36 protein-coding genes are annotated in these 21552 nt (G+C 68.3%); 1 reads left to right on the top strand and 35 read right to left on the bottom strand.

The features are described from left to right. Positions 1-42 precede the first annotated feature (42 nt). The gene (locus JK364_RS15645; RefSeq protein WP_201851677.1) at positions 43-570 is read left to right on the top strand and encodes a hypothetical protein; all 528 of its coding nucleotides are present in this window, start codon (positions 43-45) and stop codon (positions 568-570) included. Here JK364_RS15645 and JK364_RS15640 read toward each other — a convergent pair. The 35 genes from JK364_RS15640 to rplD all read right to left on the bottom strand — a co-directional run bounded on the left by JK364_RS15640 (position 564) and on the right by rplD (position 21546). Next, positions 564-1796, bottom strand: coding sequence for a PP2C family protein-serine/threonine phosphatase (locus JK364_RS15640; protein WP_201851676.1), 1233 nt, complete (start codon positions 1794-1796; stop codon positions 564-566). The genes JK364_RS15645 and JK364_RS15640 overlap by 7 nt on opposite strands. Beyond that, complete coding sequence (locus tag JK364_RS15635; RefSeq protein ID WP_201851675.1) at positions 1793-2812, bottom strand: SpoIIE family protein phosphatase; 1020 nt, start codon at positions 2810-2812, stop codon at positions 1793-1795. Before JK364_RS15635 ends, JK364_RS15640 begins: the two co-directional genes overlap by 4 nt. Beyond that, a complete protein-coding gene (locus tag JK364_RS15630; RefSeq protein ID WP_201851674.1) occupies positions 2809-3288 on the bottom strand; it encodes an anti-sigma regulatory factor in 480 nt (159 codons plus the stop codon). Before JK364_RS15630 ends, JK364_RS15635 begins: the two co-directional genes overlap by 4 nt. Beyond that, on the bottom strand, positions 3272-3682 hold the full coding sequence (locus tag JK364_RS15625; protein ID WP_201851673.1) for an STAS domain-containing protein: 411 nt from the start codon (positions 3680-3682) through the stop codon (positions 3272-3274). The genes JK364_RS15630 and JK364_RS15625 overlap by 17 nt, the downstream gene beginning before the upstream one ends. Beyond that, positions 3679-4557 (bottom strand): STAS domain-containing protein, encoded by an 879-nt coding sequence (locus JK364_RS15620; protein WP_201851672.1) that lies wholly within the window; start codon positions 4555-4557, stop codon positions 3679-3681. The genes JK364_RS15625 and JK364_RS15620 overlap by 4 nt, the downstream gene beginning before the upstream one ends. Before the next feature lie 194 nt (positions 4558-4751). Further along, entirely contained in the window at positions 4752-5618 is an 867-nt protein-coding gene (gene truA, locus JK364_RS15615; RefSeq protein ID WP_201851671.1) for a tRNA pseudouridine(38-40) synthase TruA, read from the bottom strand. 85 nt (positions 5619-5703) lie between these two features. Continuing rightward, positions 5704-6225 carry a 50S ribosomal protein L17 gene (rplQ, locus tag JK364_RS15610; protein WP_044571643.1) on the bottom strand — a complete coding sequence of 174 codons (522 nt, stop codon included), beginning with the start codon at positions 6223-6225 and terminating at the stop codon, positions 5704-5706. Between the two features lie 112 nt (positions 6226-6337). After that, positions 6338-7360 (bottom strand): DNA-directed RNA polymerase subunit alpha, encoded by a 1023-nt coding sequence (locus tag JK364_RS15605; protein WP_009715858.1) that lies wholly within the window; start codon positions 7358-7360, stop codon positions 6338-6340. Positions 7361-7489: 129 nt separating this feature from the next. Continuing rightward, on the bottom strand, positions 7490-8116 hold the full coding sequence (gene rpsD / locus JK364_RS15600; RefSeq protein WP_201851670.1) for a 30S ribosomal protein S4: 627 nt from the start codon (positions 8114-8116) through the stop codon (positions 7490-7492). Between the two features lie 28 nt (positions 8117-8144). Then, entirely contained in the window at positions 8145-8549 is a 405-nt protein-coding gene (gene rpsK / locus JK364_RS15595; RefSeq protein WP_009715860.1) for a 30S ribosomal protein S11, read from the bottom strand. A 66-nt stretch (positions 8550-8615) separates the two neighbouring features. Continuing rightward, complete coding sequence (rpsM, locus tag JK364_RS15590) at positions 8616-8996, bottom strand: 30S ribosomal protein S13 (RefSeq protein ID WP_201851669.1); 381 nt, start codon at positions 8994-8996, stop codon at positions 8616-8618. Positions 8997-9192: 196 nt separating this feature from the next. Continuing rightward, positions 9193-9306: a 50S ribosomal protein L36 gene (gene rpmJ, locus JK364_RS15585; protein ID WP_003956441.1), complete on the bottom strand. Its 114-nt coding sequence runs from the start codon at positions 9304-9306 to the stop codon at positions 9193-9195. A gap of 28 nt (positions 9307-9334) precedes the next feature. Beyond that, complete coding sequence (gene infA, locus JK364_RS15580; RefSeq protein WP_003956442.1) at positions 9335-9556, bottom strand: translation initiation factor IF-1; 222 nt, start codon at positions 9554-9556, stop codon at positions 9335-9337. Positions 9557-9720: 164 nt separating this feature from the next. Next, complete coding sequence (gene map, locus JK364_RS15575; RefSeq protein WP_201851668.1) at positions 9721-10557, bottom strand: type I methionyl aminopeptidase; 837 nt, start codon at positions 10555-10557, stop codon at positions 9721-9723. Positions 10558-10671: 114 nt separating this feature from the next. After that, positions 10672-11328 (bottom strand): adenylate kinase, encoded by a 657-nt coding sequence (locus tag JK364_RS15570; RefSeq protein ID WP_201851667.1) that lies wholly within the window; start codon positions 11326-11328, stop codon positions 10672-10674. Next, positions 11328-12641 (bottom strand): preprotein translocase subunit SecY, encoded by a 1314-nt coding sequence (gene secY / locus JK364_RS15565; protein ID WP_020869246.1) that lies wholly within the window; start codon positions 12639-12641, stop codon positions 11328-11330. The genes JK364_RS15570 and secY overlap by 1 nt, the downstream gene beginning before the upstream one ends. 204 nt (positions 12642-12845) lie before the next feature. Then, complete coding sequence (rplO, locus tag JK364_RS15560; protein WP_201851666.1) at positions 12846-13301, bottom strand: 50S ribosomal protein L15; 456 nt, start codon at positions 13299-13301, stop codon at positions 12846-12848. 1 nt (position 13302) lies between these two features. Beyond that, the gene (gene rpmD / locus JK364_RS15555) at positions 13303-13485 is read right to left on the bottom strand and encodes a 50S ribosomal protein L30 (RefSeq protein WP_044571656.1); all 183 of its coding nucleotides are present in this window, start codon (positions 13483-13485) and stop codon (positions 13303-13305) included. 2 nt (positions 13486-13487) lie between these two features. Next, positions 13488-14093, bottom strand: a complete 606-nt coding sequence (gene rpsE, locus JK364_RS15550; protein WP_201851665.1) for a 30S ribosomal protein S5 — start codon at positions 14091-14093, stop codon at positions 13488-13490. A gap of 40 nt (positions 14094-14133) precedes the next feature. Beyond that, the gene (gene rplR / locus JK364_RS15545; RefSeq protein WP_201851664.1) at positions 14134-14517 is read right to left on the bottom strand and encodes a 50S ribosomal protein L18; all 384 of its coding nucleotides are present in this window, start codon (positions 14515-14517) and stop codon (positions 14134-14136) included. A 3-nt stretch (positions 14518-14520) separates the two neighbouring features. Further along, positions 14521-15060, bottom strand: a complete 540-nt coding sequence (rplF, locus tag JK364_RS15540; protein ID WP_201851663.1) for a 50S ribosomal protein L6 — start codon at positions 15058-15060, stop codon at positions 14521-14523. Positions 15061-15080: 20 nt separating this feature from the next. After that, entirely contained in the window at positions 15081-15479 is a 399-nt protein-coding gene (gene rpsH, locus JK364_RS15535; protein WP_044571663.1) for a 30S ribosomal protein S8, read from the bottom strand. 209 nt (positions 15480-15688) lie between these two features. Beyond that, a complete protein-coding gene (locus tag JK364_RS15530) occupies positions 15689-15874 on the bottom strand; it encodes a type Z 30S ribosomal protein S14 (protein ID WP_003948630.1) in 186 nt (61 codons plus the stop codon). 3 nt (positions 15875-15877) lie between these two features. Further along, positions 15878-16438 carry a 50S ribosomal protein L5 gene (gene rplE / locus JK364_RS15525; protein ID WP_201851662.1) on the bottom strand — a complete coding sequence of 187 codons (561 nt, stop codon included), beginning with the start codon at positions 16436-16438 and terminating at the stop codon, positions 15878-15880. Further along, entirely contained in the window at positions 16438-16761 is a 324-nt protein-coding gene (gene rplX / locus JK364_RS15520; RefSeq protein WP_014054173.1) for a 50S ribosomal protein L24, read from the bottom strand. The genes rplE and rplX overlap by 1 nt, the downstream gene beginning before the upstream one ends. A gap of 3 nt (positions 16762-16764) precedes the next feature. Continuing rightward, a complete protein-coding gene (gene rplN / locus JK364_RS15515; protein ID WP_003998823.1) occupies positions 16765-17133 on the bottom strand; it encodes a 50S ribosomal protein L14 in 369 nt (122 codons plus the stop codon). 101 nt (positions 17134-17234) lie between these two features. After that, positions 17235-17522, bottom strand: a complete 288-nt coding sequence (gene rpsQ / locus JK364_RS15510; RefSeq protein ID WP_014054172.1) for a 30S ribosomal protein S17 — start codon at positions 17520-17522, stop codon at positions 17235-17237. Continuing rightward, positions 17522-17746, bottom strand: a complete 225-nt coding sequence (gene rpmC, locus JK364_RS15505) for a 50S ribosomal protein L29 (RefSeq protein WP_201851661.1) — start codon at positions 17744-17746, stop codon at positions 17522-17524. Before rpmC ends, rpsQ begins: the two co-directional genes overlap by 1 nt. Then, positions 17746-18165: a 50S ribosomal protein L16 gene (rplP, locus tag JK364_RS15500; RefSeq protein ID WP_014178774.1), complete on the bottom strand. Its 420-nt coding sequence runs from the start codon at positions 18163-18165 to the stop codon at positions 17746-17748. Before rplP ends, rpmC begins: the two co-directional genes overlap by 1 nt. Positions 18166-18169: 4 nt before the next feature. Then, positions 18170-19000, bottom strand: coding sequence for a 30S ribosomal protein S3 (gene rpsC, locus JK364_RS15495; protein WP_201851660.1), 831 nt, complete (start codon positions 18998-19000; stop codon positions 18170-18172). Then, entirely contained in the window at positions 19000-19347 is a 348-nt protein-coding gene (rplV, locus tag JK364_RS15490) for a 50S ribosomal protein L22 (protein WP_014054168.1), read from the bottom strand. Before rplV ends, rpsC begins: the two co-directional genes overlap by 1 nt. A gap of 40 nt (positions 19348-19387) precedes the next feature. Continuing rightward, complete coding sequence (gene rpsS, locus JK364_RS15485; protein ID WP_020869258.1) at positions 19388-19669, bottom strand: 30S ribosomal protein S19; 282 nt, start codon at positions 19667-19669, stop codon at positions 19388-19390. A 12-nt stretch (positions 19670-19681) separates the two neighbouring features. Continuing rightward, a complete protein-coding gene (rplB, locus tag JK364_RS15480; RefSeq protein ID WP_069865209.1) occupies positions 19682-20518 on the bottom strand; it encodes a 50S ribosomal protein L2 in 837 nt (278 codons plus the stop codon). A 48-nt stretch (positions 20519-20566) separates the two neighbouring features. After that, positions 20567-20893, bottom strand: a complete 327-nt coding sequence (rplW, locus tag JK364_RS15475; protein WP_201851659.1) for a 50S ribosomal protein L23 — start codon at positions 20891-20893, stop codon at positions 20567-20569. After that, positions 20893-21546, bottom strand: a complete 654-nt coding sequence (gene rplD / locus JK364_RS15470; protein WP_201851658.1) for a 50S ribosomal protein L4 — start codon at positions 21544-21546, stop codon at positions 20893-20895. The genes rplW and rplD overlap by 1 nt, the downstream gene beginning before the upstream one ends. Positions 21547-21552: the final 6 nt, after the last annotated feature.

Raw genomic sequence — 21552 nt, 5'->3', positions numbered from 1 at the left:
TACCAGCCTCGAGCGAGGAAAATCTCTGCGGAAGGCACGACGATGTCAACAGTCACGCTCATCATCCTGCTGGTGGCACTGGCCGCCATGGCCGGCCTTGTGATCGCCCCCTCGGTGCGGCAGGGCCGCAAGGGCGAACTGCCGGTCCGAAGCCTGCCCTCGGAAGCGAGGGAGCAGTACGCGGCGCGGTGGGCGGGCCTTCAGGAGCGGTTCGTGGACTCCCCCGGATGGGCCCTGCGCGAAGCCGACCGGCTGCTGGGCGCCTTGGCCGTGGACCGCGGCTATCCGGCCGAGTCCGAGGAGAAGCGGATGGACGCGCTGTCCGTCCGCCACCCCGGGGAGATCGACGGCTACCGCCGGCTGCACGCCATGGCGGCGCGGACGCACGAGGGCGAGACGGCCACCGAGCGGATGCGGGAAGCGCTGGTCGCGGCGCGTCCCCTGTTCGAGCAGCTGGTCCGTGCCCAGCCGCACGACGAGCGCCCGCTCCCGCCCCCGGTCCCCCGTCAGCGGGACCTCCGGCGGGGCCGTGTCCCGCGGCAGCGCCTCGGCCCGGCCGCCGATCACTGACCGGTGAGCCGCACCGCCAGCGCGAGGGTGTCATCCGGATGCAGGATCACCGTGTGCATATCCTCCGCGATGGCGCCGGGGACCTCCTCCGTCGGGCTCTGCAGATGCTTGTGCGCGGCCTCGATCAGGCGCTTCTCGCCCTCGATCGGGTCCCGGCGGCTCTCGGTGAGACCGTCGGTGTAGAGCAGGAGAAGGTCCCCGGGGGCCAGCCGCTCGGTCAGCGGGGTCTCGCTGCCGGGCAGCGGAAAGCCGATCCCGCGCCCCCGGGCCTCCAGATACCGGGCCGTCCCGTCGCGGCGCAGCAGCAGCGCGGGCGGATGGCTCCCATTGGCCAGCCACAGCTCACCGGTGGCCGGATCGATCCGGGCGAGCTGCACGGTGGCCATCACGGACCGGTCGAAGGGGCGCAGGATCTCGTCGGTACGGCCCACGATCGACTCGAGCCGATGGCCCTCCAGGGCCAGGGTGCGCACCGCGTGGGTGACGTTGAGCGCGCTGCGCGTACTGGTCACCCCATGGCCCAGGGCGTCCACGATGGTGATGTGGACGGTGCCGTCGGGCAGCACGAACCAGTCGTACAGATCCCCGCCGGTCGGCGCGTCGGTGCCGGCCGGTTCGTAGTGCACGGCGAGTTCCAGACCGTCGGCCTTGATGGGCGCCGGGCGCAGCGCGTCCTCCAGCTCCCGCAGGGTCTGGCCGTGCGCGGTGCGCAACTGCTTGTCCCGCTCGTCGAGCTGGACGTAGAGCGCGAGCACCCCGCTGTTGGTCTCCGCGAGTTCGTCCTTGAGACGGCGGTGCTCGGAGGTGAGCGCGTCGGTGGCGGCCACGACCGCGCGCAGCTCCTCCGCGGCGAGGGCGTTCTCGTCGGACGCCTCGTCCGCGGTGCCGGATGGGGGTGACGCCGGGAGGCGCCAGACCACCTCGCCCTCGGTCACCTCGTCGGGGGCCATCGGGAGATCCGCCACCACCGGACCCGTATCGCCCGCCGCCCCCGGACCCGTATCGCCCGGGGTCCGCAGCGCCACCGTGAGCAGTCCCTCGGCCGGGTCGTACGCCCACGCGAGGCCCGTCTCCCGCCCGGCGCGCAGCGCCGCCCCGGCGGCCTCGGCGGCGGACAGCACAAGGCGCGCCCGGACCGCGGGGTCCAGGGCGTGCTCCCGGGCCAGCGCCCGAACGGCCCGGCTGAGCCCCGCCGTCGTGGCGCAGCGGAGGTTCCTCGTCGTCATGGAAGCCTTAAGGGGGACCTGGCCGCGAGCACCGTGGCGTCGTCGCGGACGCGGCGATGGCCATGGGCGAGTGCGGCGGACAGCAGGGGCGGCGGGAGGCGGAGCACGGACGGGGGCGGGTCGAGCGACCAGCGGGCGTCGATACCGTCGCTGTGCAGCACCGCCGTACCGCCCTGGGGCAACGGGAAGTCGTGGACGCGGGGGGTGGGCATCCCCCAGCCGACGATACCGGGCTGCCCGGTCAGCCGGTGCCGAACCCTGTCGTGGGTCAGGGCGAGGGCGCGGATGTTGCCGACACCGCAGTAGTCGGCGTGCTCGGCGTGCAGCCGCAATACGCCCACGGCGGTCCCCCGGGTGTGCCGCAGGGCCCGGTTCATCCGGTTGAGCACCTCGGGCAGCGGCCGGTCGGGGTCGGCGTGGAAGGTCCGCAGCGCCGCCTGGGCCGCCTCGGCGGCGGGCTGACCGTGGCCCAGACCGTCCAGGACGACCGCGGTGCGGGCGGAGTCCGTGTCGACGACCGCGCAGGCGTCGCCGCAGTCCTCCTCCCCCTCGGCGGGCAGACAGACCGCCCCCACCCCCTGCCACTCCGGCCGCTGCTCGCCCGGCGCGGTGAGCCGGGCGCAGGCCCAGGTGCCCGCGTGGGTGCCGTCGGCGCTGCGCATCTGGAAGTGGGTCGCCATCCGTTTGACGGCGCCGAGCCCGACCCCCAGGGTTCCGGAAGTGGTGTAGCCGTCCGTCAGGCAACGCTCGGGGTCGTGCATCCCGGGGCCGCGGTCGGCGGCGAGGATCTCCACCCCGTGGCCCAGCGGCAGCGGCTGGACGTAGAGGGTGCCGTCGCTGGCGTGCTTGTCCAGGTTGGTCGCCAGCTCCGAGGCGATCACGGCCGCCTGGTCGGGCAGCGCCCCCGGCAGCTCGCACTCCCGGGCCACCGCACGCGCCGCCTCGGCGGCCAGGTGCACGGCGCTGTGATGGTCGACGCGCACCTGGACGGTGGGCGCCGTGAACGTATGGGTCACCGGACCGTCCAGCGGGTGGCGACCACCACCGTGCCCTCACCCGGGCCGGTGCGCACCGAGAACTCGTCCATCAGCCGCCGGGCGCCGCCCAGCCCGTGACCCAGGCCCGAGCCGGTGGTGAAGCCGTCGGTGAGCGCCGCGTCGAGGTCGGCGATGCCCGGCCCCTCGTCCTTGACGACCAGCCGCAGCCCTCGGCGTCCGCGGGGGTCGCGCGGGTACTCCAGGGTCACCGTGCCGCCGCCGCCGTGGACAAAGGCGTTACGGGCGAGTTCGCTGGCGGCCGTGACCACGCGGGTCTGGTCCACCAGGCCGAAGCCCACCTCGACGGTGGCCGCGCGCACGGCATGGCGGACCGTCAGCAGGTCCTCCTCCGTGCGCACCGGGTACGTGGCCGGCGCGGGCGGGCGCCGGCCATCCGTCCGTGAGGGCCGCTTGGGACCGCGGGAGGCGAGGGTGAATTCACCGGGCAGTGCCACGTCGGGCCCCTTCCAGGGGCAGTGGGGCCTGGCGCCACCCCAGCGCGGCCAAGCCCTGCTCCGGATTGAGTGCGGTCTCCACGCCGACGAGCTCGATCCCGAGCTCCACCAGGGTGATCGCCACCGGCGGTCGCATCCCGGCCACGATCACCCGCGCCCCCAGCAGCCGGGCCACCGTGGTCAGCTCCATCAGCGTCCGGGCCACGAAGGAGTCGATGACCTCCAGCCGGGAGATGTCGATGAGCACCCCACGGGCGCCCTCGGCCGAGATCCGCTCGGTCAGCTCCTCGGTGAAGGCGATGGCGGCCCGGTCGTCGAGTTCATTGAGCAGGCCGGTGACCAGGACGTCTCCCAGTCGCAGAATCGGAACGCCGGGCTGGCGATGGCCGGTCACCGACCGTCTCCTTCATCGCCGTCGGGACCGGGCCCGTCGATCAGCTTGATCGCGGCGGCCAGCGCGTCGGCCAGCGTCGCCCGCGTGAGGATGGTGGACAGATCGATGCCGAGCTGGGCGATGGTCTGGGCGATCGAGGGGCGCACCCCGCTGATCACACAGTCCGCGCCCATCAGCCGCACCGCGTTCACGGTCTGCATCAGATGCTGGGCGACGGCGGTGTCCACCGTCGGCACACCCGTGATGTCGATGATCGCGACCAGCGCCTCATGGTCCTGGATGGCCTGGAGCAGATTCTCCATCACCACCTGGGTCCGGGCGGTGTCCAGCGTGCCGATCAGCGGCACGGCCAGCACCTGCCGCCACAGCCGCACCACCGGCGTCGACTGCTCCATCAGCTGCTGGCTCTGCCGGCGGATGATCTCCTCCCGGCCCTCCACATACGTCTCGAAGGACAGCGCCCCGGCCACATCGAGCAGCCGGTTCATGAAGACGGCCGAGGCGAAGAGCTCCTCGGCGTCCCGGGTGTCCCGCTGCACCGCCTTCAGCAGCGCCTCCTTGAGGGCCAGCACCGCGAGCGAGGTCGCCGTCGGGGTGGCCCCGGCCCGCGCCCGGCGCAGCGAAAGACCGACCACGGCCTCGTGCAGCCCCGGGCTGGAGGTCACCACGCGGTCCATCGGCGCTCCGGTCTGCAGCCCCGGGACCAGCGCCTCGATCAAGGCGTCGGCCTCCTCGCGGAGTTCGGCCTCCCCGATGTCGGTGTCGAGCAGGGCCTGCTCCATCTGCAGCTCGACCCAGCGATCGGCGATCTCCTCGCCGCGTTCCTGGAGCGCCCTGGTCAGACGCTCTCGTACAGCGGCCTCGCTGGTACTCACGCGGTTCCCTTCGCGGTCGGCGACCGTTGTCGGTTGGCAAATTTTATCGATCTTCCGGGGGCCCCGGAAGCCGCATCATGCCGATCGCCGCCCCGCCGTGACCTGTTCTCGCCCCGCCGTTCGCACACGCCGCCGTTCGCACACGATGCGCGTGGCGAGTACCCCGTGATCGCCCGCCCACACCCACCCACGCGTCAGCAGCAGCCGGAACCGATCGCCGTCGCGCCTGGCAGGGAGCGCTTGTTGCGGGACTCGCGGTTACGGGCCGCGAGTTGGCCGTCGGCCGGGTAGCCGACCTCTTCCAGGGTCAGCCCATGGGGGCGTACGACATGGACGGCGGAGTCGCGCAGCCCCGCGGAGAGCACCTTGGCGGGCCAGTCCGGGGGACGGTGGCCGTCGCCGACGAAGAGCAGCGCGCCCACCAGCGAGCGCACCATGTTGTGGCAGAAGGCGTCCGCCCGCACCGTGGCCGTGATCACGCCATCCGCCCCGCGCAGCCAGTCCAGCCGCTGGAGGGTGCGGATGGTGGTGGCGCCGTCGCGCTTCTTGCAGTACGCGGCGAAGTCGTGCTCGCCCAGGAGCCGTTCGGAGGCCGCGTTCATGGCGTCCACGTCCAGCGGCCAGTCGTGCCACAGCACATGGCCGCGCAGCAGCGGGTCGACCCCGCCGGGGTGGTCGGTGACCCGGTAGGCGTAGCGCCGCCAGATCGCGGAGAAGCGGGCGTTGAACCCGGACGGGGCCTCGGCGACCTTCCAGACCCGTACGTCATGGGGCAGCCGTCCGGCCAGCCGCCGCGGCAGCCTGTCCCGGTGCTCGGCCCACAGCGCCTCGGGCAGATCCACGTGCGCCACCTGGCCGCGGGCGTGGACCCCCGCGTCGGTGCGGCCCGCGACGGTCAGCTCGAAGGTCTCCGCGGAGCGCGTCACCGTCCGCAGCGCGCTCTCCAGCTCGCCCTGTACGGTGCGCCGCTCGCGCTGCTTGGCCCAGCCCGAGAAGTCCTTGCCGTCGTATGCGAGATCCAGCCGGACCCGTACGAAACCGGGCGCCGCTTCGTCACTCACCCAACCGTTCCTCTCCATGCGGAACGGGCCCGCTCCCAGAATCTGGGGGCGGGCCCGTCCGTACGACGAAAGCCGTCGGAACGCCTCAGGCGTCCTTCGACTCCTCGGCCTCGGCCTCGGCCGGAGCCTCGGCGGCCTCGGCGGCCGGGGTCTCCTTCTTGAGGTCCGCGACGGCCTGGTCACCGGCAGCGTCCTTGGCGGTGCGCTTGGTGGCGGCCTCGGCCTCGCCCACGGCCTCCTGCTGCACGGTCAGCGCCTCGACCAGCTCGATGACCGCCATCGGGGCGTTGTCGCCACGACGGTTACCGATCTTGGTGATGCGGGTGTAGCCACCCGGCCGGTTCTCGTAGCGCGGCCCGATCTCGGTGAAGAGGGTGTGCACGACGCTCTTGTCGCGGATGGTCTGGAGCACCAGACGGCGGTTGTGAAGGTCGCCCTTCTTCGCCTTGGTGACCAGCTTCTCCGCGACCGGGCGCAGGCGGCGGGCCTTCGCCTCGGTGGTGGTGATCCGGCCGTGCTCGAACAGCGCGGTGGCGAGGTTCGCCAGCAGGAGCCGCTCGTGCGCAGCGCTGCCGCCCAGACGGGCGCCCTTGGTGGGCTTCGGCATGTGTATCTCCTAGATGTCTGCACCGGCCGTATGAGGTACCGGTGTCAGTGGACAAAATCCAGCCCGTCCGGCGATTGAGGACAAGCCCTCAGCCACAGCGGACCAGCAGGTTCTAGTACTGCTCGGTCTCCACGAAACCCGCGTCCGCGTCGTCGTCGGCGCCGAAGGCGTCCGCCGCGGCGGTCGGGTCGAATCCGGGCGGGCTGTCCTTGAGCGCGAGGCCCATACCGGCCAGCTTCGCCTTGACCTCGTCGATCGACTTGGCGCCGAAGTTCCGGATGTCGAGCAGGTCCGCCTCGGACCGCGCCACGAGCTCACCCACGGAGTGGATACCCTCGCGCTTGAGGCAGTTGTACGAACGAACGGTGAGCTCGAGCTCCTCGATCGGCAGCGCCAGATCGGCGGCCAGGGCGGCGTCCGTCGGGGACGGGCCCATGTCGATGCCCTCGGCGTCCACGTTCAGCTCGCGGGCCAGGCCGAACAGCTCGACCAGGGTCTTACCGGCCGACGCCATGGCGTCACGCGGCCGCATGGCCTGCTTGGTCTCGACGTCGACGATCAGCTTGTCGAAGTCGGTGCGCTGCTCGACACGGGTCGCCTCGACCTTGTACGTGACCTTGAGCACCGGCGAGTAGATCGAGTCGACCGGGATCCGGCCGATCTCCTGGCCGACCTGCTTGTTCTGCACGGCGGAGACATAGCCGCGACCGCGCTCGACGGTCAGCTCCATCTCCAGCTTGCCCTTGCCGTTCAGCGTGGCCAGGACCAGGTCGGGGTTGTGCACCTCGACACCGGCCGGCGGCGCGATGTCGGCGGCGGTGACCAGACCCGGGCCCTGCTTGCGCAGGTACATCACGACCGGCTCGTCGTGCTCCGAGGAGACGACCAGCTGCTTGATGTTGAGGATCAGGTCGGTGACGTCCTCCTTGACGCCCGGCACGGTGGTGAACTCGTGCAGGACCCCGTCGATCCGGATGGACGTGACCGCCGCACCGGGGATCGAGGAGAGGAGCGTACGACGCAGGGAGTTTCCGAGGGTGTAGCCGAAGCCCGGCTCCAGCGGCTCGATCACGAACCGGGAGCGGAATTCGTCGACGACCTCTTCGGTCAACGAGGGACGCTGAGCGATCAGCATGGGCATTGCCTCCAGTCTTCGGCGCCCGCTATTTGACGCCGAACCCTTCAATGGTACGGGCGGTACGTGCCAAACGGCTCCGTACCGCCCGAACCTCACATCAGCCGGCTACGCCGGCGAGCCTCGCTACTACTTGGAGTAGAGCTCGACGATCAGCTGCTCCTGCACCTGGGTGTCGATCACCTGGCGCTCGGGCATGGAGTGCACGAGGATCCGCAGCTGCGACGGAATGGCCTCGAGCCACGCCGGCACGGTGCGCTCGCCCGCCTCGGCCTGAGCCACCTGGAAGGGGGTCATGGTCCGGGACTTCGGACGAACCTCGACGATGTCGTTCACGGTGACCCGAGCCGACGGAATGTCGGTCTTGACGCCGTTCACGACGAAGTGGCCGTGGCGGACCAGCTGACGGGCGTGGTCGCGGGACTTGGCGAAGCCGGCCCGGTAGACCACGTTGTCGAGTCGGGTCTCGAGGATGCGAAGAAGGTTCTCACCGGTCTTGCCGGTCTTCTTGTTCGCCTCCGCGTAGTAACCACGGAACTGCTTCTCAAGGACACCGTAGATGCGGGTCGCCTTCTGCTTCTCACGGAGCTGCAGCAGGTACTCGCTGTCCTTGGTGCGCCCGCGACCGTGCTCACCCGGGGGGTAAGGACGGATCTCGATCGGGCACTTCGCGCTCTCGCACTTGCTCCCCTTGAGGAAGAGCTTCTGCTTCTCCCGACGGCAACGCTTGCAGTCGGCCCCGGTGTAACGCGCCATTGTTTCTGTTGTCTCCTACTTCAGCCGGTCAGACACGCCGACGCTTGGGCGGGCGGCATCCGTTGTGCGGAGTCGGAGTGACGTCCTGGATCGAACCCACCTCCAGGCCGGTGGCCTGGAGCGAACGGATCGCGGTCTCACGGCCGGAGCCCGGACCCTTGACGAACACGTCGACCTTGCGCATGCCGTGCTCCTGCGCGCGGCGGGCGGCCGACTCGGCGGCCATCTGCGCGGCGAACGGAGTGGACTTGCGCGAGCCCTTGAAGCCGACGTGGCCGGCCGAGGCCCAAGAGATCACATTCCCGGTGGGGTCCGTGATCGAGACGATGGTGTTGTTGAACGTGCTCTTGATGTGAGCGTGCCCGTGGGCGACGTTCTTCTTCTCCTTGCGGCGCACCTTCTTGGCGCCCGCCGTCCTGCTCTTCGGAGGCATTCTCGAAATCTCCCGTGGAGGTGGTCGGTCCTACAGCTCGGACCGCTTGTCAGCGTCCGGTGCGGACTACTTCTTGCCCGGCTTCTTCTTACCGGCGATCGCGCGACGCGGGCCCTTGCGGGTGCGGGCGTTGGTCGACGTGCGCTGGCCGTGGACCGGAAGGCCACGGCGGTGGCGCAGACCCTGGTAGCAGCCGATCTCGACCTTGCGGCGGATGTCGGCCTGGATCTCGCGACGGAGGTCACCCTCGGTCTTGATGTTGTTGTCCACGTACTCGCGGATCTTGACCAGGTCCTCTTCGCCCAGGTCCCGAACGCGGGTGTCCGGGCTCACACCGGTGTTGGCGAGCGTCTGCTGGGCAAGGGTGCGACCGATGCCGAAGACGTAGGTGAGGGCGACCTCGACGCGCTTTTCGCGCGGGAGATCAACGCCTGCGAGGCGTGCCATGAATCTGGCTCCAGATGATTGTCGGAGGTCTTCCGCAGCACCATTCCCGGCCGCCGTACGGGACGGCTCCCGGGTCCCCGGCCTCCGACCGGGGGTGTCGTCCCCGCGAGGCGGGAACGGGTGACTGCGTATGTACGAAAAGTTATGACGTCGCGCGAAGATACTGCGAGTGGTGCAGGATTCCGGCCGGTGTGCGTCAGCCCTGGCGCTGCTTGTGGCGCAGGTTGTCGCAAATGACCATGACCCGACCGTGGCGGCGGATCACCTTGCACTTGTCGCAGATCTTCTTGACGCTCGGCTTGACCTTCATGGGTGTGAGGTTCTCCGGGTCGTGAGATCTACTTGTAGCGGTAGACGATCCGTCCGCGCGTGAGGTCGTACGGAGACAGCTCCACGACCACCCGGTCATCGGGCAGGATGCGGATGTAGTGCATACGCATCTTGCCGCTGATGTGCGCGAGGACCTTGTGACCGTTCTGAAGCTCCACCTTGAACATCGCGTTCGGCAGAGACTCGATCACGGTGCCCTCGATTTCGATGGCGCCTTGCTTCTTGGCCATGTCCTGCTTTCGGGATCGGCTACCTTGATCGGCTCGCGACATGCGGGAGGGCATGCGAGAGCCGACGTGTCAGTCTACGTCAGGGCATCCCGAAACACGAATCCGGGGCATGATGCCCCGGAATCGAGATCTTTATGCCCACGGAGATCGTCAAACGGAGATCGTCAGGCCAGCGGGTCGGGCGCGGTCTCCACGCCCAGCTCGGCCAGCTTGGCCTTGCCGCCGTCCACGGCGGTCAGCACCAGCGGGCCCTCCTCGGTCAGCGCGACCGAGTGCTCCCAGTGGCTGGACCAGGTGCCGTCGTCCGTCTTGACCGTCCAGTCGTCGGCCAGCACATGCGTCTTCGCGGTGCCCAGGCTCACCATGGGCTCGATCGCGATGCAGAAGCCGGAGACCAGCCGGGGGCCCTTGCCGCGCTTCTTGGAGACGTAGTTCAGCAGATGCGGGTCCATGTGCATCTGAGTGCCGATGCCGTGGCCGCCGTAGTCCTCGATGATCCCGTACTTGCCGGAGGCCGGGCGGGGCTGGCGGCGGATGTAGCCCTCGATCGCCTTGGAGATGTCGACCAGCCGGTGGCCCTTGCGGACCGCCGCGATCCCGGCCCACATCGACTCCTCGGTGACCCGGCTGAGCTCGTACAGCTCCGGGTCGTGACCGGTGCCCACGAAGGCGGTGAAGGCGGCGTCGCCGTGCCAGCCGTCCACGATCGCGCCCGCGTCGATGGAGATGATGTCGCCGTCCTTGAGGACGGTCTCCCGGTCCGGGATGCCGTGCACCACGATGTCGTTCACCGAGGTGCAGATGGTGGCGGGGAAGCCGCCGTACCCCAGGAAGTTCGACTTGGCGCCATGGTCCGCGATGACCTTACGGGCGACATCGTCCAGATCCTTGGTGCTGGCGCCGGGGACGGCCGCCGCCCGCGTCGCCTCGTGAATGGCGGCGACGACCAGTCCCGCCTCACGCATCTTCGCGATCTGCTCGGGAGTCTTGATCTCCACCATGGGTGCCTTCCGGGTCAGTCTCTGGTGCGGCGGTATGTGCCGTGGCGTATCTGCTCAACAGTACGGCCGCGACGCCCCGGACGGGGCATCGCGGCCGGTGACAGCCTGCGTTCGCTAGGCCGCCTTGGCGGCCAGGGCGTCCATCGCCCGCTGGGTGACCTCGGACACCTTGCCCAGCGCCGAGATCGTCACGACCAGGCCCTTGGTCTTGTAGTAGTCGATGATCGGCTCGGTCTGGGTGTGGTAGACCTCCAGCCGGTCGCGGACCGTCTCCTCGCTGTCGTCCTCGCGCTGGTACAGCTCGCCGCCGCAGACGTCGCACACACCCGGGTCCTTCGACGGCTTGTACTCGACGTGGAAGGTGTGCGAGCTGTCATTGCGGCAGGTACGGCGGCCCGCGATGCGCTTGATCACCTCGGACTCGGGGACCTCCAGGTCCAGCACCGCGTCCAGCGAGACACCGCGCTGCCCCAGGTAGGTGTCCAGGGCCTCGGCCTGGAACTGGTTCCTCGGGAACCCGTCCAGCAGAAAGCCCGGCTGCGCGTCCTCCTGCTCCAGCCGGTCCTCCGCCATGCCGATGGTGACCTCGTCCGGTACCAGTTGTCCGGCCCGCATGTACTCCTGCGCCTGCTTGCCGAGGGGGGTGCCCTGGCTGATGTTCGCGCGGAACAGGTCGCCGGTGGAGATATGCGGGATGGACAGCTTCTCGGCGAGGTACGCGGCCTGCGTACCCTTGCCGGCTCCCGGAGGCCCGACGAGGACGATTCGCATCAGCGGAGGAACCCTTCGTAGTGTCGCTGCTGAAGCTGGCTCTCGATTTGCTTCACAGTCTCCAGGCCGACACCCACGATGATCAGGATGCTCGTGCCGCCGAACGGGAAGTTCTGATTGGCATTGAGCGTCACCAGCGCCACCGTGGGCACCAGGGCGATCAAGCCCAGATAGAGCGCACCGGGCCACGTGATGCGGTTCAGCACGTAGCTCAGATACTCCGCGGTGGGACGACCAGCCCGGATACCCGGGATGAACCCACCATACTTCTTCATGTTGTCGGCAACTTCTTCGGGGTTGAAGCTGATGGCGACATAGAAGAATGCGAAGAAGACGATCAGCAGGAAGTACGTGGCGATGTAGATCGGGTGGTCGCCCTTGACGAAGTTCTGCGAGATCCAGGTCGCCCAGCCGGCCTTCGAATTCGAGAACTGGACGATCAGCGCCGGGATGTACAGCAGCGATGAGGCGAAGATCACGGGGATCACACCCGCCTGGTTCACCTTCATCGGGATGTAAGTGGACGTACCGCCGTACGAGCGACGGCCGATCATGCGTTTGGCGTACTGCACGGGAATCCGGCGCTGGGCCTGCTCGACGAAGACCACCAGGCCGACCATGGCCAGACCACAGAGGATCACCAGGCCGAACTCCAGCCAGCCGTCCATGATCTTGCCCTGCTGCTTGATGCTCCACATCGCGCTCGGGAATCCGGCGGCGATCGAGACGAACATCAGGATCGACATGCCGTTGCCGATGCCGCGGTCGGTGACCAGCTCACCGAGCCACATGATCAGCGCGGTGCCCGCGGTCATCGTGATGACCATCACGGCGGTGGTGAAGATCGAGTCGTCCCGGACGATCTGACCGCCGACCGGGCAGCTCTGGAAGAGCGAGCCGCTGCGGGCGGTGGCCACCAGGCCGGTGCCCTGGAGGATCGCCAGCGCGATCGTCAGATAGCGGGTGTACTGGGTGATCTTTCCTTGACCGGCCTGGCCCTCCTTCTTGAGGGCCTCGAGGCGCGGGATCACCACGGTCAGCAGCTGCAGGATGATGCTCGCCGTGATGTACGGCATGATCCCCAGCGCGAAGATGGTGATCTGGAGCAGTGCGCCACCACTGAACATGTTGACCAGGCCGAACAGCCCCTGCTGGCCCTTGGCGAGGTCCATGCACGTCTGGACGTTCTTGTAGTCGATGCCCGGGATCGGGATATGTTGCCCGAGCCGGAAGAGCACGATGATGCCCAGCGTGAACAGCAGCTTCTTGCGCAGGTCGGGCGTCTTGAACGCCCGGGCGAACGCGGTGAGCACGGTGCCTCCTGCGCCCCCCGCGTCGCTTCGCGAGAGGTGACGGTCTTGAGGATCGACGGATACTTATCAGCCAGGACCCGCGCGGAGACGTACCGCGCGGAAGGTAACAACGCCAGCCACCTTACCGGCGACCCGGCCCCGCTTGGAACGACCAACCGGGGATGCCCCATATCTGGGGCACCCCCGGTCAGAAACGCACCGTGCTCAGACGAGCTCGGTGACGGTGCCACCGGCGGCGGTGATCTTCTCCTTGGCGGAGCCGGAGACGGCGTCGACCGTCACCCGCAGCGCCACGGAGACCTCACCGGAGCCCAGCACCTTGACGAGCTGGTTCTTGCGAACCGCACCCTTGGCGACCAGGTCGGCCACCGTGACCTCGCCACCCTCGGGGTAGAGCGCGGCCAGCTTGTCCAGGTTCACGACCTGGTACTCGGTGCGGAAGGGGTTCTTGAAGCCCTTGAGCTTCGGGAGCCGCATGTGGAGGGGCATCTGCCCACCCTCGAAGCGCTCCGGAACCTGGTAGCGGGCCTTGGTGCCCTTGGTGCCACGACCAGCGGTCTTACCCTTGGACGCCTCACCACGACCGACACGGGTCTTGGCGGTCTTGGCGCCCGGGGCGGGCCGGAGGTTGTGGACCTTCAGCGGGTTGTTCTCCGCCATGTCAGTCGACCTCCTCGACCGTCACGAGGTGCCGCACGGTCTGCGCCATGCCGCGGAACTCGGGGCGGTCCTCCTTGACGACCACGTCGCCGAGCCTCTTCAGCCCGAGCGAACGCAGAGTGTCGCGGTGGTTCTGCTTGCTGCCGATGTACGACTTCGTCTGCGTGATCTTGAGGCGGGCCATGCTCACGCACCCACCCCGGCACGCGCCCGCAGCAGAGCGGCGGGGGCGACGTCCTCGAGCGGCAGACCACGACGGGCGGCGATCTCCTCGGGCCGCTGAAGGCCCTGCAGAGCGGCCCGCGTGGCGTGCACGATGTTGATCGGGTTCGACGAGCCGAGCGACTTGCTCAGCACGTCGTGGATGCCCGCGCACTCCAGCACGGCACGCACCGGGCCACCGGCGATCACACCGGTACCGGGCGACGCCGGCTTCAGCAGCACGACACCCGCGGCCTCCTCACCCTGGATCGGGTGCGGGATGGTGCCGGCGATCCGGGGGACCTTGAAGAAGTGCTTCTTGGCCTCCTCCACGCCCTTGGCGATCGCGGCCGGCACCTCCTTGGCCTTGCCGTAACCGACACCCACGGTGCCGTCACCGTCGCCCACCACGACCAGCGCGGTGAAGCTGAAGCGACGACCACCCTTCACAACCTTGGCGACGCGGTTGATCGCGACAACACGCTCGACGTAAGCGGTCTTCTCGGCGGCAGCGCCACCGTCCCGCCGGTCCTTCCGGTCCCGCCGCTCGCCGCCACCGGCGCCGCCACCGCGGCGCTGGGGTCCAGCCATTGGATTTACCTCTCTCGTTTCCGTGCGTTGGAACCGGGGCTCAGAACTTCAGCCCGGCCTCGCGGGCGGCGTCCGCCAGGGCGGCGATGCGCCCGGCGTACTTGTTGCCACCACGGTCGAACACGACGGCCTCGATGCCCGCGGCCTTCGCCCGCTCGGCCACCAGGGCGCCGACCTGCTGCGCCTGGGCGCTCTTGTCGCCCTCGGCCGCCCGGATGGAGCCGTCCAGCGTCGACGCCGAGGCCAGGGTGTGGCCCGCGATGTCGTCGATGACCTGCGCCACCATGTGACGGTTGGACCGCGTCACCACGAGGCGGGGGCGGACCGGCGTACCGGAGACCCGCTTGCGGACGCGGATGTGACGCCGCTTGACGGCAGCGGCCTTGCGAGCGTTGCCCTTGGCAATCTTCACACCGTATGCCATGGCTTACTTACCAGCCTTTCCGACCTTGCGGCGGATGACCTCGCCCGCGTACTTCACGCCCTTGGCCTTGTACGGGTCGGGCTTGCGCAGCTTGCGGATGTTCGCGGCGACCTCGCCGACCTTCTGCTTGTCGATGCCCTCGACGCTCAGCTTGGTCGGGGACTCCACCTTGAAGGAGATGCCCTCCGGGGCCTCGACCAGGATCGGGTGGCTGTAGCCCAGGGCGAACTCCAGGTTGGAGCCCTTCGCCTGGACGCGGTAACCGACACCGCTGATCTCGAGCGCCTTGCTGTAGCCCTGGGTCACGCCGGTGATCATGTTCGCCACCAGCGTGCGCGACAGGCCGTGCAGGGCCTTGTTCTGACGCTCGTCGTTCGGGCGGGTGACAACGAGGACGTTGTCCTCACCCTTGGCGACCTCGATCGGCGCGGCGACGGTGTGCGAGAGAGAGCCCTTGGGACCCTTCACGGCGACCGTGCGGCCATCGATGGTGACGTCCACACCAGCGGGAACCTGGATGGGCAGCTTGCCAATGCGCGACATGTGCTTCCTCCGTTCCCTGGTTACCAGACGTAGGCGAGGACTTCCCCACCCACGCCCTTCTTGCCGGCCTGCTTGTCGGTGAGGAGCCCGTGCGACGTGGAGATGATCGCCACGCCCAGGCCGCCGAGCACCTTCGGCAGGTTGGTGGACTTTGCGTAGACCCGCAGGCCCGGCTTCGAGATCCGCTTGATGCCGGCGATCGAGCGCTCGCGGTTCGGTCCGAACTTCAGCTCGAGGGTGAGGTTCTTGCCGACCTCGGCGTCCTCGACCTTCCAGCCGGTGATGTAGCCCTCCTGCTGGAGGATCTCCGCGATATGCGACTTGATCTTGCTGTGCGGCATCTCGACGGTGTCGTGGTACGCCGAGTTCGCGTTTCGCAGACGCGTCAGCATGTCTGCGATCGGATCGGTCATGGTCATGATGGCCTTCGGCCTCTCTCGCCGGGGTTTCCTGTATGCGCCATCCCTCTCACCCGCTCAGTGGCGGGCACGGGTGCGGCGCGGGGACCTACGGCGTAGTAAGAATTCTGGGCGGCGAGCGCCCAACCGTTCCACTCTACGCGAGCGGGCGGGTGGGCCTCGCCATCCATTTGCTTACCGAGAGCCCGGTATCAACCCGTAAGGGTCGATTACCAGGAGCTCTTGGTCACGCCCGGCAGCTCACCACGGTGAGCCATCTCACGGAGGCACACGCGGCACAGGCCGAACTTGCGGTACACGGAGTGCGGACGTCCGCAGCGCTGGCAGCGCGTGTACCCACGCACGCCGAACTTGGGCTTGCGGGCGGCCTTGGCAATGAGAGCCTTCTTCGCCACGGCTCACGCCTCCTTGAACGGGAAGCCGAGGTGACGCAGCAGGGCACGGCCCTCTTCGTCGTTGGTCGCCGTGGTCACCACGGTGATGTCCATACCCCGGACGCGGTCGATCTTGTCCTGGTCGATCTCGTGGAACATGACCTGCTCCGTGAGACCGAAGGTGTAGTTGCCCCGGCCGTCGAACTGCTTCGGCGACAGACCGCGGAAGTCGCGGATACGCGGAAGCGCGAGCGACACCAGGCGGTCCAGGAACTCCCACATGCGGTCACCGCGAAGGGTGACGTGGGCACCGATCGGCTGGCCCTCACGCAGCTTGAACTGCGCGATGGACTTACGGGCCTTGGTGACGGCGGGCTTCTGGCCGGTGATCGTGGCGAGGTCGCGGATGGCGCCCTCGATCAGCTTGGAGTCGCGGGCGGCGTCGCCCACACCCATGTTGACCACGACCTTGGTCAGACCCGGGATCTGCATGACGTTCTCGTAGGAGAACTGCTCCTGCAGCTTGCCCTGGATCTCTTCGCGGTAGCGCCCCTTGAGGCGCGGTGCAGTGGTGGTGGCAGTCATCAGATGTCCTCACCGGTCCGCTTGGCAACGCGGATCTTGTTGCCCTCGTCGTCGAAGCGGTACCCGACGCGGGTGACGACCTTGTTACCGTCCTTCTCCACCACGAGCTGCACATTGCTCACGTGGATCGGGGCCTCGGTCGTCACGATGCCGCCGGTCTTCGAACCACGAGCGGTCTGTCCGGCCTTGGTGTGCTTCTTGACCCGGTTGACACCCTCGACCAGGACCCGGTCCTCGCGCGGGAAGGCCGCGATGACCTTGCCCTGCTTGCCCTTGTCCTTACCGGTGATGACCTGGACCAGGTCGCCCTTCTTGATCTTCATCGGTTACAGCACCTCCGGCGCGAGCGAGATGATCTTCATGAACTTCTTCTCGCGCAGCTCACGGCCCACCGGGCCGAAGATACGGGTGCCGCGGGGGTCGCCATCGTTCTTGAGGATGACGGCCGCGTTCTCGTCGAAGCGGATGTACGAACCGTCCGGGCGGCGGCGCTCCTTGACGGTGCGCACGATGACCGCCTTGACGACGTCACCCTTCTTCACGTTGCCACCGGGGATCGCGTCCTTGACGGTGGCGACGATGACGTCACCGATGCCCGCGTAGCGGCGACCGGAGCCACCGAGAACACGGATGCAAAGGATCTCCTTCGCGCCCGTGTTGTCGGCGACGCGCAGTCGCGACTCCTGCTGGATCACGTCTATCTCCTGATCGTCTGCCGGTTCCCGGCAGGGGCTGGATATATCCAGCCCCTGCCGAGCCTGGCGGAACTGGCCTGAGAGCTAATGCCCTCAGGGATTTACTTGGCCTTCTCGAGGATCTCGACGACGCGCCAGCGCTTGGTCGCGGACAGCGGCCGGGTCTCCATCAGGAGGACGCGGTCGCCGACACCCGCGGCGTTCTGCTCGTCGTGCGCCTTGAGCTTGTTGGTACGGCGGATGACCTTGCCGTACAGCGCGTGCTTGACGCGGTCCTCGACTGCGACGACGACGGTCTTGTCCATCTTGTCGCTGACGACCAGACCCTCACGGGTCTTGCGGAAGCCGCGGTTCTGCGTTGCGTTCTCAGTCACATTCGTCTCGCTCATCAGGCGCTCTCCACCGTCTCGATGCCGAGCTCGCGCTCCCGCATCAGGGTGTAGATCCGGGCGATGTCCTTCCGGACGGCCTTCAGCCGGCCGTGGTTCTCGAGCTGTCCGGTCGCCGCCTGGAAGCGGAGGTTGAACAGCTCTTCCTTGGCCTCACGAAGCTTGCCAACGAGGTCCTCGTTGTTCAGCTCACGCAGCTCAGACGCCTTGATACCGGCCGCCATCACGACTCACCTGCCTCGCGCCGAACGATCCGGCACTTCATCGGGAGCTTGTGAGCAGCGCGGGTGAGCGCCTCACGCGCAGTCTTCTCGTTCGGGTAGGACAGCTCGAACATCACCCGACCGGGCTTGACGTTCGCGATCCACCACTCCGGCGAGCCCTTACCGGAACCCATGCGGGTCTCGGCAGGCTTCTTCGTCAGCGGACGGTCCGGGTAGATGTTGATCCAGACCTTGCCGCCACGCTTGATGTGGCGGGTCATCGCGATACGAGCGGCCTCGATCTGACGGTTGGTGACGTACGCCGGGGTGACGGCCTGGATGCCGTACTCGCCGAACGCCAGCTCCGTACCGCCCTTGGCCATGCCGGACCGCTTGGGGTGGTGCTGCTTGCGGTGCTTGACCCTGCGAGGGATCAGCATGGGGTCAGCTCTCCTTTCCGGCAGCGCTGGGCTCGGCCGCGGCGGCGGGCGCCTCGGTCTTGGCGGCCTCGGGGGCGCCTGCCGACTGCTGCGGCTTGCGGCCGCGGCCACCGCGCTCGCCACCACGGCGCTGCGGGCGGTCGCTGCCGCCACCACGCGACGGGCGGTTACCGGCGCGGGCGGCGGCGTTCTCGGCACGGACCTCGGCGATGTTCTTCACGTCGCCCTTGTAGATCCACACCTTGACGCCGATGCGGCCGAAGGTGGTCTTGGCCTCGAAGAAGCCGTAGTCGACGTTCGCGCGGAGCGTGTGCAGGGGCACGCGGCCCTCGCGGTAGAACTCCGAGCGGGACATCTCGGCGCCGCCGAGACGGCCACCACACTGGATCTTGATGCCCTTGGCACCGGCCTTCATCGAGCTCTGCATCGACTTGCGCATCGCACGACGGAAGGAGACGCGGGAGGACAGCTGCTCGGCGACGGCCTGGGCCACCAGCTGAGCGTCCACCTCGGGGTTCTTCACCTCGAGGATGTTGAGCTGCACCTGCTTGCCGGTGAGCTTCTCCAGCTCGCCGCGGATACGGTCGGCCTCCGCGCCGCGGCGGCCGATGACGATGCCCGGCCGGGCGGTGTGGATGTCGACGCGGACGCGGTCACGGGTGCGCTCGATCTCCACCTTGGAGATACCGGCGCGCTCCATGCCCTTCGTCATCATCCGGCGGATGGCGACGTCTTCCTTGACGTAGTCCTTGTACAGCTTGTCGGCGTACCAGCGCGACTTGAAGTCGGTGGTGATGCCGAGCCGGAACCCGTGCGGGTTTACCTTCTGGCCCATTACCGGGTTCCTTCCTTGCTGCTGACGACCACGGTGATGTGGCTGGTCCGCTTGCGGATCCGGTAGGCGCGGCCCTGGGCACGCGGACGGAACCGCTTCAGAGTCGGGCCCTCGTCGACATACGCCTCGGAGATGACGAGGCTGTCGGCGTCGGTGTGGTCGTAGTTGTGCGCGGCGTTGGCGATGGCGCTGTCCAGCACCTTGCCGACCGGCACGCTCGCGGCCTGCGGGGCGAAACGCAGGACCGCCTGGGCCTCCGTGGCACTCATGCCACGGATGAGGTCCACCACGCGGCGGGCCTTCATGGGCGTGACGCGGATGTACCGCGCCTGGGCCCTGGCTTCCATGGTTGTCCCTTCAGTGTCTGTCATGAGTCTTTTCCGCTGATCAGCGACGACGCGACTTGCGGTCGTCCTTCTCATGGCCGCGGAAGGTGCGGGTCGGCGCGAACTCGCCGAGCTTGTGGCCGACCATCGACTCGGTGACGAACACCGGGACGTGCTTGCGGCCGTCGTGCACCGCGATCGTGTGGCCGAGCATGGCCGGGACGATCATCGAGCGGCGGGACCAGGTCTTGATGACGTTCTTGGTGCCTGCTTCGTTCTGCGTGTCCACCTTCTTGATCAGGTGGTCGTCGACGAAGGGCCCCTTCTTGAGACTGCGCGGCATCTAAACCCGCTCCTAGCGCTTCTTGTTCGTCTTGCGGCGGCGGACGATGTACTTGTTGCTGGCCTTCTTCGGCGAGCGCGTACGGCCCTCCTTCTGACCCCACGGCGAGACCGGGTGGCGACCACCGGAGGTCTTGCCCTCACCACCACCGTGCGGGTGGTCGACGGGGTTCATGACCACACCACGAACGGTCGGGCGGACGCCCTTCCAGCGCATGCGGCCGGCCTTGCCCCAGTTGATGTTCGACTGCTCGGCGTTGCCGACCTCGCCGACGGTGGCGCGGCAGCGGACGTCGACCAGGCGGATCTCACCGGACGGCATGCGCAGGTGGGCCATGGAGCCCTCCTTCGCCAGCAGCTGCACGGAGGCACCCGCGGAGCGGGCGAACTTCGCGCCGCCGCCGGGCCGCAGCTCGATGGCGTGGAGCGTGGTACCAACCGGGATGTTGCGCAGCGAGAGGTTGTTACCGGGCTTGATGTCGGCGCCGGGGCCGTTCTCGATCCGGTCGTTCTGCTTCAGGCCACGCGGGGCGAGGATGTAGCGCTTCTCGCCGTCGGCGTAGTGCAGCAGCGCGATGCGCGCGGTGCGGTTGGGGTCGTATTCGATGTGTGCGACCTTCGCCGGGACGCCGTCCTTGTCGTGACGGCGGAAGTCGATCACGCGGTACGCACGCTTGTGACCGCCACCCTGGTGGCGGACCGTGATGCGGCCGGCGTTGTTACGACCACCCTTGCTGTGCAGCGGGCGGACCAGCGACTTCTCCGGCGTGGACCGCGTGATCTCGACGAAGTCGGCGACGCTGGAGCCACGACGGCCCGGGGTCGTCGGCTTGTACTTGCGGATACCCATTTCTCAGTCCTCGGAAGATTCCGGACTTCTGGACGATTCCGGCCCCCGTCAGGAGGTCGGGCCGCCGAAGATGTCGATGCGGTCGCCCTCGGCGAGGGTCACGATGGCGCGCTTGGTGTCCTTGCGCTTGCCGTAGCCGGTCTTGGTCCGCTTGCGCTTACCCTGCCGGTTGATCGTGTTGACCCCGGTGACCTTGACCGAGAAGACCGCCTCGACGGCCTGCTTGATCTGGGTCTTGTTCGCGCGCGGGTCGACGATGAACGTGTACTTGTTCTCGTCCAGCAGCGCGTAGCTCTTCTCCGAGACCACCGGCTTGACGAGAACGTCGCGGGGGTCGGTGAAGGTCTTGCTGGTGACAGCGGTCGCCTCACTCATCAGGCGGCGCTCCCTTCGGTCTTCTCAGCGGCCTTGGGACCAGCCACGAAGGACTCGAAGGCGGCCTTGGTGAAGACCACGTCATCGGAGACGAGCACGTCGTACGTGTTCAGCTGGCCCGGCTCCAGGAGGTGCACCTGGGGCAGGTTGCGGGCGGACAGCCACGCGGCCTCGTCGCTCCGCTCGGCGATCAGGAGCACGTTCTTGCGCTCGCTGACCTTGCCCAGCAGGGCCTTCGCGGCCTTGGTGGAGATCTCGCCGTCCACCACGCCGGTCACGACGTGAATCCGCTCGTGGCGCGCCCGGTCGGAGAGGGCACCGCGGAGCGCGGCGGCCTTCATCTTCTTCGGGGTGCGCTGGCTGTAGTCGCGCGGCACGGGGCCGTGCACGACGCCACCGCCGGCGAACTGCGGCGCGCGGGTCGAGCCCTGGCGCGCGCGGCCGGTGCCCTTCTGGCGGTACGGCTTCTTGCCACCGCCCCGGACCTCACCGCGGGTCTTGGTCTTGTGCGTGCCCTGGCGGGCAGCGGCCAGCTGGGCGACGACGACCTGGTGGATCAGCGGAATGCTGACCTGCGCGTCGAAGATCTCCGCGGGGAGCTCGACGGTCCCGGCCTTGTCGCCTGCCGGCGAAAGGATGTCAATGGTGCTCATCGGTTA

This window comes from Streptomyces endocoffeicus (assembly GCF_016741935.1).
Taxonomy (GTDB): domain Bacteria; phylum Actinomycetota; class Actinomycetes; order Streptomycetales; family Streptomycetaceae; genus Streptomyces; species Streptomyces endocoffeicus.
Note: the sequence above shows the minus strand (reverse complement) of the source record. Positions and strands in the feature narration are given on the sequence as shown.

What these genes read in the sequence shown, in the direction of transcription:
- rplX (WP_014054173.1), bottom strand. Translation starts at nt 16,761, where the DNA reads ATGAAGATCAAGAAGGGCGACCTGGTCCAGGTCATCACCGGTAAGGAC.
- rpsH (WP_044571663.1), bottom strand. Translation starts at nt 15,479, where the DNA reads ATGACCATGACCGATCCGATCGCAGACATGCTGACGCGTCTGCGAAAC.
- rpsE (WP_201851665.1), bottom strand. Translation starts at nt 14,093, where the DNA reads ATGGCTGGACCCCAGCGCCGCGGTGGCGGCGCCGGTGGCGGCGAGCGG.
- rplD (WP_201851658.1), bottom strand. Translation starts at nt 21,546, where the DNA reads ATGAGCACCATTGACATCCTTTCGCCGGCAGGCGACAAGGCCGGGACC.
- map (WP_201851668.1), bottom strand. Translation starts at nt 10,557, where the DNA reads ATGGTGGAGATCAAGACTCCCGAGCAGATCGCGAAGATGCGTGAGGCG.
- rpsQ (WP_014054172.1), bottom strand. Translation starts at nt 17,522, where the DNA reads ATGAGCGAGACGAATGTGACTGAGAACGCAACGCAGAACCGCGGCTTC.
- rplO (WP_201851666.1), bottom strand. Translation starts at nt 13,301, where the DNA reads ATGGCGGAGAACAACCCGCTGAAGGTCCACAACCTCCGGCCCGCCCCG.
- rplE (WP_201851662.1), bottom strand. Translation starts at nt 16,438, where the DNA reads ATGACTGCCACCACCACTGCACCGCGCCTCAAGGGGCGCTACCGCGAA.
- rpsD (WP_201851670.1), bottom strand. Translation starts at nt 8,116, where the DNA reads ATGGCGCGTTACACCGGGGCCGACTGCAAGCGTTGCCGTCGGGAGAAG.
- rplF (WP_201851663.1), bottom strand. Translation starts at nt 15,060, where the DNA reads ATGTCGCGCATTGGCAAGCTGCCCATCCAGGTTCCCGCTGGTGTGGAC.
- JK364_RS15570 (WP_201851667.1), bottom strand. Translation starts at nt 11,328, where the DNA reads ATGCGAATCGTCCTCGTCGGGCCTCCGGGAGCCGGCAAGGGTACGCAG.
- JK364_RS15640 (WP_201851676.1), bottom strand. Translation starts at nt 1,796, where the DNA reads ATGACGACGAGGAACCTCCGCTGCGCCACGACGGCGGGGCTCAGCCGG.
- JK364_RS15605 (WP_009715858.1), bottom strand. Translation starts at nt 7,360, where the DNA reads ATGCTGATCGCTCAGCGTCCCTCGTTGACCGAAGAGGTCGTCGACGAA.
- rplW (WP_201851659.1), bottom strand. Translation starts at nt 20,893, where the DNA reads ATGAGTGAGGCGACCGCTGTCACCAGCAAGACCTTCACCGACCCCCGC.
- infA (WP_003956442.1), bottom strand. Translation starts at nt 9,556, where the DNA reads ATGGCCAAGAAGCAAGGCGCCATCGAAATCGAGGGCACCGTGATCGAG.
- rplQ (WP_044571643.1), bottom strand. Translation starts at nt 6,225, where the DNA reads ATGCCGAAGCCCACCAAGGGCGCCCGTCTGGGCGGCAGCGCTGCGCAC.
- rplB (WP_069865209.1), bottom strand. Translation starts at nt 20,518, where the DNA reads ATGGGTATCCGCAAGTACAAGCCGACGACCCCGGGCCGTCGTGGCTCC.
- rpmJ (WP_003956441.1), bottom strand. Translation starts at nt 9,306, where the DNA reads ATGAAGGTCAAGCCGAGCGTCAAGAAGATCTGCGACAAGTGCAAGGTG.
- rplR (WP_201851664.1), bottom strand. Translation starts at nt 14,517, where the DNA reads ATGGCATACGGTGTGAAGATTGCCAAGGGCAACGCTCGCAAGGCCGCT.
- rpsS (WP_020869258.1), bottom strand. Translation starts at nt 19,669, where the DNA reads ATGCCGCGCAGTCTCAAGAAGGGGCCCTTCGTCGACGACCACCTGATC.
- rpsC (WP_201851660.1), bottom strand. Translation starts at nt 19,000, where the DNA reads ATGGGCCAGAAGGTAAACCCGCACGGGTTCCGGCTCGGCATCACCACC.
- JK364_RS15645 (WP_201851677.1), top strand. Translation starts at nt 43, where the DNA reads ATGTCAACAGTCACGCTCATCATCCTGCTGGTGGCACTGGCCGCCATG.
- rpsK (WP_009715860.1), bottom strand. Translation starts at nt 8,549, where the DNA reads ATGCCTCCGAAGAGCAGGACGGCGGGCGCCAAGAAGGTGCGCCGCAAG.
- rplV (WP_014054168.1), bottom strand. Translation starts at nt 19,347, where the DNA reads ATGGAAGCCAGGGCCCAGGCGCGGTACATCCGCGTCACGCCCATGAAG.
- rpmD (WP_044571656.1), bottom strand. Translation starts at nt 13,485, where the DNA reads ATGGCCCGCCTCAAGATCACGCAGACGAAGTCGTACATCGGCAGCAAG.
- rplP (WP_014178774.1), bottom strand. Translation starts at nt 18,165, where the DNA reads ATGCTGATCCCTCGCAGGGTCAAGCACCGCAAGCAGCACCACCCCAAG.
- rpsM (WP_201851669.1), bottom strand. Translation starts at nt 8,996, where the DNA reads ATGGCACGCCTCGCAGGCGTTGATCTCCCGCGCGAAAAGCGCGTCGAG.
- rpmC (WP_201851661.1), bottom strand. Translation starts at nt 17,746, where the DNA reads ATGGCGGCCGGTATCAAGGCGTCTGAGCTGCGTGAGCTGAACAACGAG.